Origin of the sequence: Flavobacterium qiangtangense (assembly GCF_042658345.1) — a bacterium.
Lineage (GTDB): Bacteria > Bacteroidota > Bacteroidia > Flavobacteriales > Flavobacteriaceae > Flavobacterium > Flavobacterium qiangtangense.
Genome location: NZ_JBHSQB010000003.1, coordinates 77,745 through 91,114, shown reverse-complemented (window position 1 = coordinate 91,114; position 13,370 = coordinate 77,745). Strand labels below are relative to the sequence as shown.

Here is a 13,370-nt window from a genome sequence, read left to right as displayed (position 1 = left end):
GTTTTGTTGAGTTGGTTTATTTTTTTACGTTTAATTTGGTAGCTAAAGCTTCAGCTGATTCGTGATGCCCTTGTAACGAAGTCACTTTTCGCTCTAAAAAAGCTTTTAATTCAACATCTGTAGTCCTTTGCGCTTCTTTTGTAAAATCGTCAATTGCTTTTTTGTGATCTTTTACAACATCATTCAAGTATTTTTTGTCAAATTCTTTGAATTCCACTTTTTTCAAGTCGTCATATTCTTTTTGACCATCTTCAGTGATTGCTGTCGGAATTGAAATTGTTTTACTTTTTGCGAGCGTTGATAGATCTTTAAAAGATTCATCGTGATGTGTTTCCATCATTTTACCCAAAGTTTTTACATCGGCGGAAACACCACTCACTTGCGCCAATTTGCCCAATTCTCTTTGAGTCAAATCAAATTCTGCAACATCAACAAGCGTTTCTGCAATGTCTTCGGCATTTTGCGCTTCTTCAAATTTCGCTTCGTTTTCTTCTTCAGCGACTTCCTTTGGATCTACTGGTTTTGCTTCTTGTTTACAAGAAATACTTCCTAATGAAAGTGATAAAACTCCGAGTCCTAAAAGTGTTCTTCCAAATATTTGTGGCTTTTTCATAACTAAATCTTTTTGGTTTTATATATCGTTTTTGGTTTTATCTAAATTACTATCTTACAATAATTTACTGCTTACAGAATTAGGCTTTTATGTTACACGATTAGTATAACAAGAATTTTATGATAATTTTTACGCAATTTATTAAGTCCGTTTCTATAAAATTTGAGTGTGTAAAAATGTAAAAACTCCCTCTTCATTATTTTCTAAATTCATAATAAAAAACATAGCTTTGCACCACAATTTCAAACGATGATAAACCCTTCGGCACACGGCTGGATCGACAAGTTTTTTGCAGAACAAAAGCATCTGCAACTTCCTGTTGTGGGTTATGCACTCGAATTTTACAGCAATACGCGTGCAACCGGATTTATTTATGGACACGTAGTTTCGTTTGACACACCGCTTCCGATTGAGACGAAAGGCTGGCTTTCGGAAGAATTTTCTAAAGTCGCACTTTTGAATACTTTGTATGGCGCCTATGGATTAATCACGCACGAAACAAACCAGACAGATTTTATCGCGAAAGCAATTTCATTTTACAAAGAAATGAGTCCGAAAGGCTTTAATTTATTGGATAAAATGTTGCCAGAAAATGCGCCGGCAATTAATTTGGAAAAAATGATTTCTGAAAGAGTGCAGACAAACGAAGGAATCATCGGGAAAAATTTCTCGCATATTTTAACCAATGCTTTGCTTTTTGTGGATGTTTTGGCTTTCCGCCAATATTTAATAAATGGTTCAATTCCGAATAATTATTTGAAAAAATTAGAGGAAACTATCGTCAGCATAGTAAGTTTGGCCTTGAAAACCAAATCAAAAAAATCTGATTACGACGATTTATTGATTAAATTATTTGAAGCCTCGGTTCGTTATACCAAATTTTCAAAAGTTGAGGTTCAAGATTTAGAAGTTTTAGAATTGGATTATTTTACGTCGCAATTGGAAAAATTATATCTGATTGATATGGCCGGAATGGCGCTTTGGAACGACCTTGAAATGGAGAAAAATGAAGCGTCTTTTTTATATGAATTGGCCAAAATAATGCACGTTCCCGATAATTTTGTAACCGAAAGCATTGCTTCCACTGACGAATTTATCAATAAATACAAGAAACGAATTCCGTATTTCAATTATTCAAATCCGGTGAAGCATTTTTATGATCAGACGACTCAAAACGTGAAGACTTTGATTTCTAGAAATAAAACTAGATTGGCTAAAGAATTATCAAATAACGGAGATTTGGTGCTTTTATTGACACATTCCACACACCGAAGCTTGGATGCCAAAGAAAAGAAAAAAATGAAAAAACAGCTTTTGGAAATTTGTAAAACGATTCCGTCGCTGACCATCTTTTTGCTTCCTGGAGGAAGTTTACTGCTTCCGATTTTGATCAAATTCATTCCGCAAATACTTCCTTCTACGTTCAATGAAAACTTAGAAAAAGATGAATAAAAAAGCCTCCGTTAAGAGGCTTTTGTTTTAGAATATCAATTGATAAACCGTATCTAAATCTTGATTGTTAGAAAGATTTACGTCCAAATCTTTTACAAGTCCGTTGTTTAATCGGTAAACCCAACCGTGAAGGTGCAAATCTTGTCCGTTTTTCCAAGCGTTTTGCACGATTGAAGTTTTAGCCAAATCAAGTACATTTTCTTTTACGTTTAGTTCCACAAACGCGTCAAAACGATCTTTTTCATCAATAATTGAATTCAAAAAATTATGATGATGTCTGTAAATGTCTTTGATGTGACGAATCCAGTTGTCAATTAATCCGATAGAAGAATTTCCCATCGCCGCTTTTACACCACCGCAACCATAATGTCCGCACACGATCACGTGCTCGACTTTCAAAACGTTCACGGCATAATCTAAAACGCTCAACATATTCATATCAGAGTGAATGACCATATTTGCAATGTTTCTGTGCACAAAAACCTCGCCCGGTTGCGCTCCAATCACCTCATTTGCAGGAACTCTAGAATCAGAACAGCCAATCCACAACAATGGTGGCGCCTGTCCTTCAGCTAATCTTTCAAAATATTGTGGATCAGTATCAATTTTTGATTTGACCCAATTTTTATTTCCGTCTAAAATTTTCTTATAAAAATCACTCATTTTTTTAGTTTTTAAGTTGTTGAATTAGATATTAAAATCCGTTTCTTTATTATTTCTTTTTTCTTCTAACATCGTCAGACATTTTTCATAATCTGACTTTGACTGTTTTCTTAATCGCGATTCTTCATAATTTTCAAAGAAAACATGATTTCCGCTATCTTCAATATCGTCTAATTCGTAGGCTTTTTTGAAACCTTTTAATTTCACTTTTATATTTTCTTCAGAAGCGCGAATGGTTGCAAATTCTTGGATCAGATCCAAAACATCGTGCGCAATATAAACCGTATCAGAAGCATTGATTACCACTCGAGAATTTTCCGGAATTTGTGATAAAGTAGTTTTAATCGCAGCTTTATTCAGGAAAGAAACTTCTTGCGCCAAGTCAATTCTGATCACATCGCCATCTTCAAATTTTTCCTTTCTAAAACGGTAAGCGCGTTTCAAGTTCCCTCTTAAAATGAACAAAATGCTAATGATAACTCCAAGAGCAACTCCTTTTAATAAATCTGTAAAAACGACAGCAATTGTTGTAGCAAAAAAAGGAAAATATAAATATTGATTGCGTGTTATAGCTTTTTTAAAATCAATAAGAGTTTTAAATTTATAAATGCTGAAAGCTACAATTGTTAAAGCTAAAGATGCAATTATAATAACCCCTTCATTTATTTTTTTATCACTATTATAAGCAATTATAACTCCAATAAATAAAATCATCAAAAAATTAATTTCTTTAGGCATATAAGAAGCAAAGTGTTTTATACTTGGAACTGCCAATTTATAACCAACCATTAGCAAAACCGCAGCCAATGTCGCCAACGGAATTTTATTCAAAAGAAATGGAATGGAAAGTACGCTGATCAACAACAAAACTCCGTGAATAATTGCAGACATTTTGGTTTTTGCACCAGCATTGGCATTTGCAGAAGATCGCACAACAACCGAAGTCATGGGCAAACCGCCAATCAATGAACTCAAAATATTTCCAATTCCTTGTGCTTTTAGTTCGACATTGGTATCGGTATATCTTTTTTGAACGTCCATTCGGTCAGATGCTTCAATGCAAAGCAAAGTTTCGATCGATGCTACAATTGCAATAGTTGCACCGATTGTCCAAACTTTGACATCAGTAAATCCGCTGAAATTTGGAGTGACAATGATATTTTTGAAATCGTTCCAAGTTTTTGGAACCGGTAAATTTACCAAATGTTCTTTGGCTATGGCCAAATTGCTTCCTGACGAAATAAAAACTTCGTTCAAAATAACTCCAACAATTACAGCCACCAAAGCTCCTGGAACTAATTTCAATCTTTTCAAAAACGGAATTTTATCCCAAGAAATTAAAATGGCCAACGAAATTAGCGTGATTAAAATGGCACCAAGTTGTACGTGATTAAAAGAATCTAAAACGGAATCCCAAGCGTTTCCTGTTTTTTCAGCGAAAGCTTCATCTCCTTCAAAATCTTTGTCATAACCAACAGCGTGCGGAATTTGTTTCAAAATAATGATGACACCAATTCCGGCTAACATTCCTTCAATCACATTCGTTGGAAAATAATTAGAAATGCTTCCCGCTTTGATAAATCCTAAAATTAATTGGATAATTCCAGCAATTAAACCAGCCGTTAGAAAGATGTCAAACGCTTTTAAATCAGTGATTGCGGTTAAAACAATTGCGGTCAAACCTGCCGCCGGACCAGAAACGCTGATGTGAGAACGGCTCATAGTTCCCACGACAATTCCGCCAATAACACCGGCGATAATTCCCGAAAGTGGTGGTGCGTTAGAAGCAATAGCAATTCCTAAACACAATGGAAGTGCCACCAAAAAAACCACTAAACCTGAAGGAAAATCAGATTTAAGGTTGGCAAAAATATTTACTTTTTTTGTCATAATACCTGGAAAATTTAATACAAATAGTGAACCCGCATTAAAGAAATGCAAGTTTTGATCTTGAAGTATTCAAAATCGATAAAAATGTATTAAACCAAGTTGGGCGGTGGAGAAAAAATCACCGAAGAAGCCTTGTCATATTTCAAACTATGTTGCGATATGATTAAGCTAGACGATTTTGCAGTGTATTTTGAAAATACCAAATAGTCAATAAAATTCAAGTCGGCCTTGAGCTCTTTTAATTCCTTGCAAGAATGATTGTGGTGCTCTTCTTCAGACATACTGTAAACCACAGAAGTATCAACGTCTTCTTCAATCAAGCTCACAACTGTGGGCGTGACAAGAAATGTAAGAAACATTAATAGTACTATTTTAACAGCAAATTTCATCGTGGCGAAAGTAATTATAAAAAAAATCAGTTGGTAAGCCAATAAATTATTTTAATTAAATTTTAACAAATATAAAAAATGCAATGACTATATTAATATAATCATTGCACTTTTTAAAAAAATTTGAGCAACTTTTTTAGATTTTTTCCTCTAACCAAGCTTTCATCATCCAGATTGTTTTTTCTTGTTCTTTAATGAAATCGCTCATCATGGAGTTAGTTCCTTCATCATTCGCTTCACCAGATTTATTCAAAAGTTCTCTTTCAATTTTCAATAAATCAGAAAGTGAAGTTACAATCAAATGAATCGCTTCTTCATCGACAGAAATATTTTTACCAACTTTAATTTTGTTGTTTTCAACATAATCTTGAAAAGTATGTAATGGCTTTCCGCCAATTGTCAAAACTCGTTCTGCAATTAAATCAATTTTTAGCTGAGCGTCATTATATAATTCTTCAAATTTTACGTGTAGATCAAAAAAACGCTTTCCCCTGATATTCCAGTGAACTCCTCTTAAATTTTGATAGTAAACCTGAAAACTCGAAAGTAAAATGTTTAAGTCGTTTGCAATTTCTTCCGTTTCTTTTACAGGTAATCCTAAAATATTTGTCTTCATTTTTTTTGTGTTTTTAAATTCTAGATATAAAGTTAGAAAATTTTAAACTTCTAAATCATAAAGAAATCTTATAATTATTTATCTTTGCATCACAAAATACTATACCAATGACTATCACTCAATTATATTATGTTTTGGCTGTGGCCGAAAATAAAAATTTTACGCTTGCAGCAGAAAAATGCTTTGTGACGCAACCCACATTGAGTATGCAGATTCAAAAGTTGGAAGATGAACTTGGAATTTTAATTTTTGACCGAAGTAAAAAGCCAATCCAGTTGACTGAAATTGGACAAAAAATTGTTACTCAAGCTAAAAATATCGTCAACGAATCTGGCAGAATTCAAGATATTGTGGATCAACAAAAAGGTTTTATCGGCGGTGAATTCAAATTAGGAATTATTCCAACGATTATGCCGACGCTTTTGCCAATGTTTTTGAATAATTTTATCAAGAAATATCCAAAAATAAAATTGGTGATCGAAGAACATAATACTGAAGAAATTATCACGAGATTAAAAAACGGACATTTGGATGCTGCGATTGCCGCAACACCTTTGGAAGATGAAAAAATCAAGGAAATTGTGCTGTATTATGAACCCTTCGTGGCTTATTTCCCAGAAAACCATAGCAGTTTTCAGAAAGAAGAAATTGAAGTTGCTGATATTGACGTGGATAATTTATTGCTGTTGCAAGACGGACATTGTTTCCGTGACGGGATTTTAAATTTGTGTAAAAACATCAATTCTTCTGATGACACAACTTTCCAAATTGAAAGCGGAAGCTTTGAAACATTGATAAAATTAGCAGACGAAGGTTTAGGAACCACGCTTCTTCCCTATTTGCACACTTTGGATTTAAAGGAAAAAGACAAACTGAAATTGAGACAATTTAAAGATCCAAAACCATCGAGAGAAGTAAGCCTTATTTTCCCAAAAAGCGAACTTAAAATTCACATTATCGACGCTTTAAGGCAAGTGATTGCTGGAGTTGTGAAAGGTGCGATTGTTTTCCAAAACGTTCAGATTATCAGTCCGCTTTCTAAAAAACCGTAATCTTTAGCAAGGCTTCTCAGATTAGAAAAATTCGTGAATTCGTGGCAAAAGGACAAGAAAAAAGGAGCCATTTAAGCTCCTTCTTTTTTTATTTGTTAAATATAATCAAACACTGCTTTAATTCTGGTTTTTCGACTGTGTAGCTCAAAAGCCATTCTGTCAATTGCTCGATTTCATAAGGAAGCAAACTTCTGATTGCTTTCTCTAACTCTTTACAAAATAATAAAGGATCGAAACTCACTCTTTCAAGGATAGATTTTGTAAAGGCAAACATTGGTCTTGTCATAGTGAAAATTAAATTTTTGGAGGTTAATGTTTCTTGTAGAACGTTTAGTAAAATTAGTCTTTTAATTAATACGTTTTCATAAAAAAACGTTAAGAACCGAAGTATGTTTTCCTAATTAACATTTTTATTGAAATATATTCAAATCATAACTTTCTCGCTCTCAGCATTTCGCGCTTTCCTGGAGGCCCATTTAATTTTTCAACTTCAAAGCCAGCTTCTTTCATTGCGTTTTTGATTGAGCTTCTGCAAGCGTAGGTAACCAAAATTCCGTTAGGTTTTAAAGCTTTGAACATAGTTTGGAAGATTTCGAGCGACCATAATTCGGGTTGCACCCTAAATCCAAAAGCATCAAAATAAATTAAGTCGTATTTTTCTTCATCACTAATTTCTTGGAACTTTTTGTTTTGTTTTTCCAACGTAAAATTGGAATCTAATTCCACTTTTTCGTTCCAAGTTGCTTGATGCATTTTAAGAAAGATTTCTTCCGAAGAATTGGCGTCCAATTCAGAAACATAATTCATTTTCAGCGCATCTTCTCCAGAAACCGGATACGCTTCTACGCCAGTATAATTAATAGTTTGTCCCGAATTTTTTGCTTCTAAATAAGTTATAAAAGCATTTAATCCAGTTCCGAAACCAATCTCTAAAATAGAAACGGACTCCCCTGAAAATAAGGAAAGTCCGTTTTTTATAAATACGTGTTTTGCTTCTTGAATTGCTCCAAATTTTGAATGATACGTTTCATTCCAATCTGGCAATAAGATGGATGTTGAGCCATCTTTGGTTTGAATAATTTCTCTTTTCATTTAAATTTCTTCAGATAAATTATTCTATAAACAATTTTTTAATCCTCGGAATTGGTCCTGAACATTTCACTTGATGGCAAGCTACACAAGCCGAAATTCCGGCGTTAAAATGTTCTTTTGCATTCTTTGGATCTTCATAAATCAACTTTTGCGAATTGATGAAAACTTCGGCTTGTTTCTTAAAAAAAGCATCATTTTCAGATTCATCTGTCATTGCTGATTTATGGATTTGCAAAAAGTGCGAAGGAAATTCTCCAATCGTATCTCCGTTCTTAATCCTTTCTTTCAATCGCTGATTGTCCACATACATTTGTTCCATCAAAGCCGCCATTTCTGACATTTCATACATTTCAAACTCCTTAGAATCTGCTTTTTCTGGAATTTCTTTTTTAGCAACAGGTTTTACTTCTTCATTTTTATTACAGCTGGAAAGAATGAGAATTGAGAAAAGAATTAAAAAAAATTGTTTCATTATTTGCTAATTAAAACACCGTCAGCTTGAAAAGCATACGTGATTTTTGGTTGTGTAATTTTGTCGATTTCAGCTTGAGATTTTCCGCCATCTTTTGCATAATGTTGCAACTCAGCTACTGAAATTTCATCAACAAAAGCTCTTCCGCTAACGATAGCTTCTGAATTGTCAGCATTTAAAGGAACAAAGAAACCATAATCTTTAAAACGAACAAACGATTCAGAATTATTGGCCAAATCCATTTTCATCCAGCAGCCTTTTTTCTTGCAAACAGAATTGATTTTAGATTTGAATTTAACGGCAAGCGTATCGCCTTTTTTCATCGTTTTGTATTTTGCAAGCATTTGATCTTTTGTCAACGCTTTGTCTGCCAAAATTTTATCTCCAAAAGAAGCATATTCTACCTTTACTTCTTTGGTTGGAACAACTTCAATTACTTTTTTGTCCTCTTTAACTTCATCTTTCGTTACGGCAACGTCAGTAACTTCTGTAGCGTCTTGCTCTGTTGAAACCACGGTATCTTTAGTTACAGAAGCGGTGTCAGCAGGAGTTTCAATTGTAGTTTCGTCCACTTTAACTTCCTTAGATTTATCAGCACAACTTGCAAAAACCGCAAGCGAACAAGCTAAAACAAATATAGTTTTCATAATGTAATATTAAAATTATGGTACAAAAATAGGCAGTTTATTCAAAAGTAGAGCCATTCTAAATAAAAAATTTTAGATTTTATTGATAATTCTACAAGTTTTTAAGTCGTAAATGATTAAATTTAGAAAAGTGGCAATTCTTGAGAACTTATTTAGCATTTTATGCAAAAACTTTCCAAATTTTCTTAATTTAGCAAAATCAAGAATAATTGATAACAACCAATCGATATTTTAGAACAAAATACTGATTATCAATTGATTATAAAAACCTAACCTAAAACCAAATGGATAGTATTACTCCTAACGAAATCGATATAGTCAGAGCTTCCAGCTCAAAAATCAACGAAATCGATTTTGAAAATCTTGCCTTCGGAAATATCTTCACTGACCACATGCTAATGTGCGATTTCAGAGATGGAAAATGGCAAAAACCAACAATCAAACCCTACGAACCTTTTTTATTAGATCCTTCTGCCAAAGTTTTTCACTATGGCCAAGCGATTTTTGAAGGAATGAAAGCTTATAAAGATGAAAGCGATGATGTTTGGCTTTTTAGACCTGATGAAAACTTCCGAAGATTCAATGCGTCTGCCAAAAGAATGGCGATGCCTGAAGTTCCTGAAGATATCTTTTTAGGAGGTTTGCACGAAATCTTGAAAATAGAAAAAGAATGGGTTCGCAAAGGAAAAGGTAACACCTTATATATACGTCCGTTTATGATTGCTATTGGAACTGGCGTTATCGCGGCTCCATCAACACAATATCGTTTTATGATCATACTTTCTCCTGCAAAGTCGTATTATTCTGGAGAAGTGAAAGTGATTATCGCAGAACATTTCAGCCGTGCAGCAAACGGAGGAATTGGTGCTGCAAAAGCAGCCGGGAATTATTCCGCACAATTTTACCCAACGAAATTAGCGAACGACAAAGGTTTCCAGCAAATCATTTGGACCGATGACGCAACGCACACAAAATTAGAAGAAGCGGGAACAATGAACGTTTTCTTTAGAATCAATGACACTTTATTTACAGCTCCAACAAGCGAAAGAATTTTAGACGGAGTTACCAGAAAAAGTATTATTTCGTTAGCAGAAAGAGAAGGAATTGATATTCAAGTACGTTCTGTTTTAGTAGCCGAATTAGTTGAAGCCGCTAAAAACGGAAGCTTGAAAGAAATATTTGGCGCCGGAACCGCAGCAGTTGTAAATCCAATCGTTGGTTTCTCTTACCAAGATGAATATTTTGAATTACCTAAAATTGAAAATTCAGTTGCCTTAAAGTTGAAAGACAAATTGACGAACATCCAATATAAATTGGAAGAAGATACTTTTGGCTGGACGGTTAAAATTTAAGATTTTAGATTTTAGATTTCAGTTCTACATAAATAAAAATCCCGAAATTACTTTCGGGATTTTCTTTTTTACCTCAGATTTAAAGATTTTCAAGAATTTCTTAAAAATTTTAGAATCCTTTTTATCTTTTAATTTGTGGCCTATTTTTTTTATCGGGAATCAACGGTAAAATTAATCTTGCGGTAAAAAACTACTTCAAAATCACAGAAAAATCAGGCTTGAAATAATTTGGCCCTTTCATCACTTTCCCGTCTTCTCGGTAAATTGGTTTTCCGTCAGCGCCTAATTTGCTCATATTACTTCTTTGAATTTCGTCAAAAACTTCCTCAATTTTATGTTGCAAACCGTGTTCGATAATTGTCCCGCATAAAATGTAAAGCATATCGCCCAAAGCATCGGCAATTTCTACTTTATCGTCATTTTTAACCGCTTCCAGATATTCTTCATTCTCTTCTTTCATCAAATTATACCGAAGGATATTTTTGCTTTCGCCCAAATCTCCTCTCGGGATTTCACTAAATCCAATCCCAAAAGCTTGGTGGAATTCTTTCACTGCGTCCAATTGTTTTTGCATAATTTTCAAAATTAAATGATGGTGCAAAATAGCAACTTTTGGATTCAAATAATTACTTTTGCATAAAATTTATAAACTATGTTTTCACAAGGTCAGATTGCCTTTGCAATATTTTTCGTAATCGTTTTTGTTATCGCAATGATTTACACTTATAGAAAAGACCTGAAACTCCACAAAGTTTTTTACAAAGGAAGCATCTGGATTTTACTTGGCTTTTTAGCTTTCATCGGATTGTTATTTGTGATTAAAGTTTACCTGAAGCATTAATTTTTTTGCCACGAAATTTTGAATATAAAAAAACGCCTCGATTTCTCAAGGCGTTTTCTTTTTAACCAAACAAATTGCGCCAATAAAAATCTGTGCAAATCTGTGAAATCTGTGTTCTAATTTTCCTCCGGCAAGAAACCATAAGTCTTAGAATAGTAAAGCATCTGCTCTGCAAAAGTTTTTGGCTGTGTGATTTCAAAAGAGGTAATTTCTCCTTTGTCATTCGTTTTCGGAACCAAATCAGGATTCACAAAGCCGCTGTAAGGCGCCAATTTAAACTGTTTGTTTCTTTCCAAAATTTCTTTGTGCAGTTTTTGGTCCACTTTCACTCCGTAATTTTCAACCAAAGCTTTTCCAGCTACAAAATCACCTTCTGACTTAATTCTTTGTGTCTCTTTTAAAAGCTGTCCAAATAATTCGTGTAGTTTCTGATAGTTTGTGATATTGAAATAAGTCTTTCCGTCGCGCGTAATTTTCTCGATTACATTGTCTTTTTTACCTTTTTCAAAAACCCAAGCACTCACCCACTGACGATTTCTCATGTGCGCTTCTTCAATGTCAGCACCTTGTTCCAAACGAATCAATTGCGTCATCAAACCATTTCTGATGTAACCGTCATAAGCCGCAGTTCCTACTTTTTTCCAATCGTCAACCAAGCCTAATTCTTGCAATTTTGGGTTATACAAATAAAACAAACCAACTAAATCTGCTCTTCCTTCCTCTAAAGTCGAAGCATAACTTTTCAAAGTTTCCTTTGGAGTTCCAACGCCACGATTGATTTGACCCGAAGCGTGGCCCACAACTTCGTGCAAAGCCGTATGCAATTTATCAGCAATTTCCCCGTATTTTTCTTCCAATTCAATTTCTTCTTTATCATTGGCAAATTCTTTCAAACGGTCAGTTCCGCCAGCATGATTGTAAGAATCTACGATATTTCCTAACGAAACCGATTTTGAACCGTGTTCTGCACGAATCCAATCTGCGTTTGGCAAGTTCACACCAATTGGAGTGCTTGGCGAAGAATCTCCAGATTCACCAGCGACAACGACCACTTTATAGGAAACCCCAACCACATTTTTCTTTTTGTGAGCTGGCATTAATGGTGAATTATCTTCAAACCATTGTGCGTTGTTTGAAATGACTTCCATCTTTTTTGACATATCAAAATCCTTGATTTGCACCACAGATTCATACGAACCACGGTAACCTAACGGGTCGTTGTAAACCTCAATAAATCCGTTGATATAGTCGATATTTCCTTCGGTAGCTTCTGTCCAAGCGATGTTGTAATCGTCCCAAGTTTTCAAATCTCCTGTTTTATAAAATTTGATTAACAAACCAATTGCATCTCCTTGTTTTTTGTTTTCAGCAACGCCTTGCGCCAATTCCAACCAATAAACAATTTTATCGATTGCTGGACCGTACATGCCACCACTTTTCCAAACTTTTTCTTCGATTTGACCGCTTGCATTACGAACTAATTTTGAATTTAATCCAAAAGAATAAGGCTTCGTAGCATCCGGACTTTTCTTTGTTTTGTAATATGCTTCTGCATCATTATCAGTAATTCCTTCTCCGTAGAAATTTACAGCAGAACCTGCCAAAAGACCTTTGGATTCATCCAAATTTACTTTTTTTGCATCTTTATCATTGAACAAAACATCAACAACTTCCGGAGCTAAAGTCGTTTTTGTGTCTGAAAGTAATTTTGTGAAATAGTCTTTTGAGAAATCTGGCTTGATTTTATCGCTTGAATAATGGTGGTGAATTCCGTTAGAAAACCAAACCCTTTTTAAATAGATTTCAAAGTTTTTCCAATCGGCAGAAGTTTTATCTCCGTTGTAATTTTGGTAGATATTTTCTAATGCTTTTCTGATTTTTAAATTGTGCTTGTAATTTTGGTCCCAATGAATATCACGACCCGCCATTCCGGCTTGCGTCAAATAATAAACCAATTTTTGCTCTTTTAAAGTCAATTTCTCCCAACCCGGAACTTGGTATCTCAATACTTTAATGTCCGCAAATTGCTCCACTTCATATTGAAAATCAGTCGTTTCAGCAGAAGCTACGTCTTTCGACTCTTCCTTTTCTTTATTGCAAGAAACAAGAAACGCCGAGGCAAGAAAAATCCCTGCAATGGTTTTTAATTTCATATTCTAAAATTTAGTTTTACATTTATAAAAAACAAATATAAGGAATTCTAATCGGAAGGAAATGCGAGTGCGAACGCCCGCTGATTGCAAACTATTTTTGCTACTTTTGTTAACGGAAAAACGCCTAATAAATAAATT

The 13,370-nt window shown here is 34.2% G+C and carries 15 protein-coding genes; 4 read left to right on the top strand and 11 right to left on the bottom strand.

The window, feature by feature from the left end:
• Window positions 1-16 precede the first annotated feature (16 nt).
• A complete protein-coding gene (locus ACFPVY_RS00445) occupies window positions 17-613 on the bottom strand; it encodes a DUF4142 domain-containing protein (protein ID WP_379789706.1) in 597 nt (198 codons plus the stop codon).
• Between the two features lie 249 nt (window positions 614-862).
• Between ACFPVY_RS00445 and ACFPVY_RS00440 the strand changes: the two genes are divergently transcribed.
• A complete protein-coding gene (locus tag ACFPVY_RS00440; RefSeq protein WP_379789705.1) occupies window positions 863-2,065 on the top strand; it encodes an LETM1-related biofilm-associated protein in 1,203 nt (400 codons plus the stop codon).
• Window positions 2,066-2,092: 27 nt separating this feature from the next.
• Here the strand turns inward: ACFPVY_RS00440 and can are convergent, their stop codons facing one another.
• From can to ACFPVY_RS00420, 4 genes are all read right to left on the bottom strand, one after another.
• Window positions 2,093-2,728, bottom strand: a complete 636-nt coding sequence (can, locus tag ACFPVY_RS00435; RefSeq protein ID WP_379789704.1) for a carbonate dehydratase — start codon at window positions 2,726-2,728, stop codon at window positions 2,093-2,095.
• Between the two features lie 24 nt (window positions 2,729-2,752).
• Complete coding sequence (locus ACFPVY_RS00430; protein ID WP_379789703.1) at window positions 2,753-4,618, bottom strand: SulP family inorganic anion transporter; 1,866 nt, start codon at window positions 4,616-4,618, stop codon at window positions 2,753-2,755.
• Between the two features lie 89 nt (window positions 4,619-4,707).
• The gene (locus tag ACFPVY_RS00425) at window positions 4,708-4,977 is read right to left on the bottom strand and encodes a hypothetical protein (protein ID WP_379789702.1); all 270 of its coding nucleotides are present in this window, start codon (window positions 4,975-4,977) and stop codon (window positions 4,708-4,710) included.
• Window positions 4,978-5,143: 166 nt separating this feature from the next.
• Window positions 5,144-5,623 (bottom strand): Dps family protein, encoded by a 480-nt coding sequence (locus ACFPVY_RS00420; protein WP_379789701.1) that lies wholly within the window; start codon window positions 5,621-5,623, stop codon window positions 5,144-5,146.
• Window positions 5,624-5,730: 107 nt separating this feature from the next.
• Here ACFPVY_RS00420 and ACFPVY_RS00415 point away from each other — a divergent pair, with 107 nt between their 5' ends.
• Window positions 5,731-6,675: a LysR substrate-binding domain-containing protein gene (locus ACFPVY_RS00415; protein ID WP_379789700.1), complete on the top strand. Its 945-nt coding sequence runs from the start codon at window positions 5,731-5,733 to the stop codon at window positions 6,673-6,675.
• Window positions 6,676-6,763: 88 nt separating this feature from the next.
• Here the strand turns inward: ACFPVY_RS00415 and ACFPVY_RS00410 are convergent, their stop codons facing one another.
• The 4 genes from ACFPVY_RS00410 to ACFPVY_RS00395 form a co-directional block, all read right to left on the bottom strand.
• The gene (locus ACFPVY_RS00410; protein ID WP_379789699.1) at window positions 6,764-6,961 is read right to left on the bottom strand and encodes a hypothetical protein; all 198 of its coding nucleotides are present in this window, start codon (window positions 6,959-6,961) and stop codon (window positions 6,764-6,766) included.
• Window positions 6,962-7,104: 143 nt separating this feature from the next.
• Window positions 7,105-7,767 carry a tRNA (5-methylaminomethyl-2-thiouridine)(34)-methyltransferase MnmC2 gene (mnmC2, locus tag ACFPVY_RS00405; protein ID WP_379789698.1) on the bottom strand — a complete coding sequence of 221 codons (663 nt, stop codon included), beginning with the start codon at window positions 7,765-7,767 and terminating at the stop codon, window positions 7,105-7,107.
• A 19-nt stretch (window positions 7,768-7,786) separates the two neighbouring features.
• A complete protein-coding gene (locus ACFPVY_RS00400) occupies window positions 7,787-8,239 on the bottom strand; it encodes a hypothetical protein (RefSeq protein WP_379789697.1) in 453 nt (150 codons plus the stop codon).
• Complete coding sequence (locus ACFPVY_RS00395) at window positions 8,239-8,886, bottom strand: DUF4920 domain-containing protein (RefSeq protein ID WP_379789696.1); 648 nt, start codon at window positions 8,884-8,886, stop codon at window positions 8,239-8,241. The genes ACFPVY_RS00400 and ACFPVY_RS00395 overlap by 1 nt, the downstream gene beginning before the upstream one ends.
• Window positions 8,887-9,170: 284 nt before the next feature.
• Between ACFPVY_RS00395 and ACFPVY_RS00390 the strand changes: the two genes are divergently transcribed.
• Window positions 9,171-10,238: a branched-chain amino acid aminotransferase gene (locus tag ACFPVY_RS00390; protein ID WP_379789695.1), complete on the top strand. Its 1,068-nt coding sequence runs from the start codon at window positions 9,171-9,173 to the stop codon at window positions 10,236-10,238.
• Between the two features lie 190 nt (window positions 10,239-10,428).
• Here ACFPVY_RS00390 and ACFPVY_RS00385 read toward each other — a convergent pair whose 3' ends face one another.
• The gene (locus tag ACFPVY_RS00385) at window positions 10,429-10,812 is read right to left on the bottom strand and encodes a pyrophosphohydrolase domain-containing protein (RefSeq protein ID WP_379789694.1); all 384 of its coding nucleotides are present in this window, start codon (window positions 10,810-10,812) and stop codon (window positions 10,429-10,431) included.
• Between the two features lie 78 nt (window positions 10,813-10,890).
• Between ACFPVY_RS00385 and ACFPVY_RS00380 the strand changes: the two genes are divergently transcribed.
• Window positions 10,891-11,079, top strand: coding sequence for a hypothetical protein (locus ACFPVY_RS00380; protein ID WP_379789693.1), 189 nt, complete (start codon window positions 10,891-10,893; stop codon window positions 11,077-11,079).
• A 116-nt stretch (window positions 11,080-11,195) separates the two neighbouring features.
• Here ACFPVY_RS00380 and ACFPVY_RS00375 read toward each other — a convergent pair whose 3' ends face one another.
• Window positions 11,196-13,232, bottom strand: coding sequence for a dipeptidyl-peptidase 3 family protein (locus ACFPVY_RS00375; RefSeq protein ID WP_379789692.1), 2,037 nt, complete (start codon window positions 13,230-13,232; stop codon window positions 11,196-11,198).
• Between the last annotated feature and the right edge of the window lie 138 nt (window positions 13,233-13,370).

Bases quoted from the DNA above. Each gene is read 5' to 3' on its own strand.
- ACFPVY_RS00445 (WP_379789706.1), bottom strand. From the start codon at position 613: ATGAAAAAGCCACAAATATTTGGAAGAACACTTTTAGGACTCGGAGTT.
- ACFPVY_RS00440 (WP_379789705.1), top strand. From the start codon at position 863: ATGATAAACCCTTCGGCACACGGCTGGATCGACAAGTTTTTTGCAGAA.
- can (WP_379789704.1), bottom strand. From the start codon at position 2,728: ATGAGTGATTTTTATAAGAAAATTTTAGACGGAAATAAAAATTGGGTC.
- ACFPVY_RS00430 (WP_379789703.1), bottom strand. From the start codon at position 4,618: ATGACAAAAAAAGTAAATATTTTTGCCAACCTTAAATCTGATTTTCCT.
- ACFPVY_RS00425 (WP_379789702.1), bottom strand. From the start codon at position 4,977: ATGTTTCTTACATTTCTTGTCACGCCCACAGTTGTGAGCTTGATTGAA.
- ACFPVY_RS00420 (WP_379789701.1), bottom strand. From the start codon at position 5,623: ATGAAGACAAATATTTTAGGATTACCTGTAAAAGAAACGGAAGAAATT.
- ACFPVY_RS00415 (WP_379789700.1), top strand. From the start codon at position 5,731: ATGACTATCACTCAATTATATTATGTTTTGGCTGTGGCCGAAAATAAA.
- ACFPVY_RS00410 (WP_379789699.1), bottom strand. From the start codon at position 6,961: ATGACAAGACCAATGTTTGCCTTTACAAAATCTATCCTTGAAAGAGTG.
- mnmC2 (WP_379789698.1), bottom strand. From the start codon at position 7,767: ATGAAAAGAGAAATTATTCAAACCAAAGATGGCTCAACATCCATCTTA.
- ACFPVY_RS00400 (WP_379789697.1), bottom strand. From the start codon at position 8,239: ATGAAACAATTTTTTTTAATTCTTTTCTCAATTCTCATTCTTTCCAGC.
- ACFPVY_RS00395 (WP_379789696.1), bottom strand. From the start codon at position 8,886: ATGAAAACTATATTTGTTTTAGCTTGTTCGCTTGCGGTTTTTGCAAGT.
- ACFPVY_RS00390 (WP_379789695.1), top strand. From the start codon at position 9,171: ATGGATAGTATTACTCCTAACGAAATCGATATAGTCAGAGCTTCCAGC.
- ACFPVY_RS00385 (WP_379789694.1), bottom strand. From the start codon at position 10,812: ATGCAAAAACAATTGGACGCAGTGAAAGAATTCCACCAAGCTTTTGGG.
- ACFPVY_RS00380 (WP_379789693.1), top strand. From the start codon at position 10,891: ATGTTTTCACAAGGTCAGATTGCCTTTGCAATATTTTTCGTAATCGTT.
- ACFPVY_RS00375 (WP_379789692.1), bottom strand. From the start codon at position 13,232: ATGAAATTAAAAACCATTGCAGGGATTTTTCTTGCCTCGGCGTTTCTT.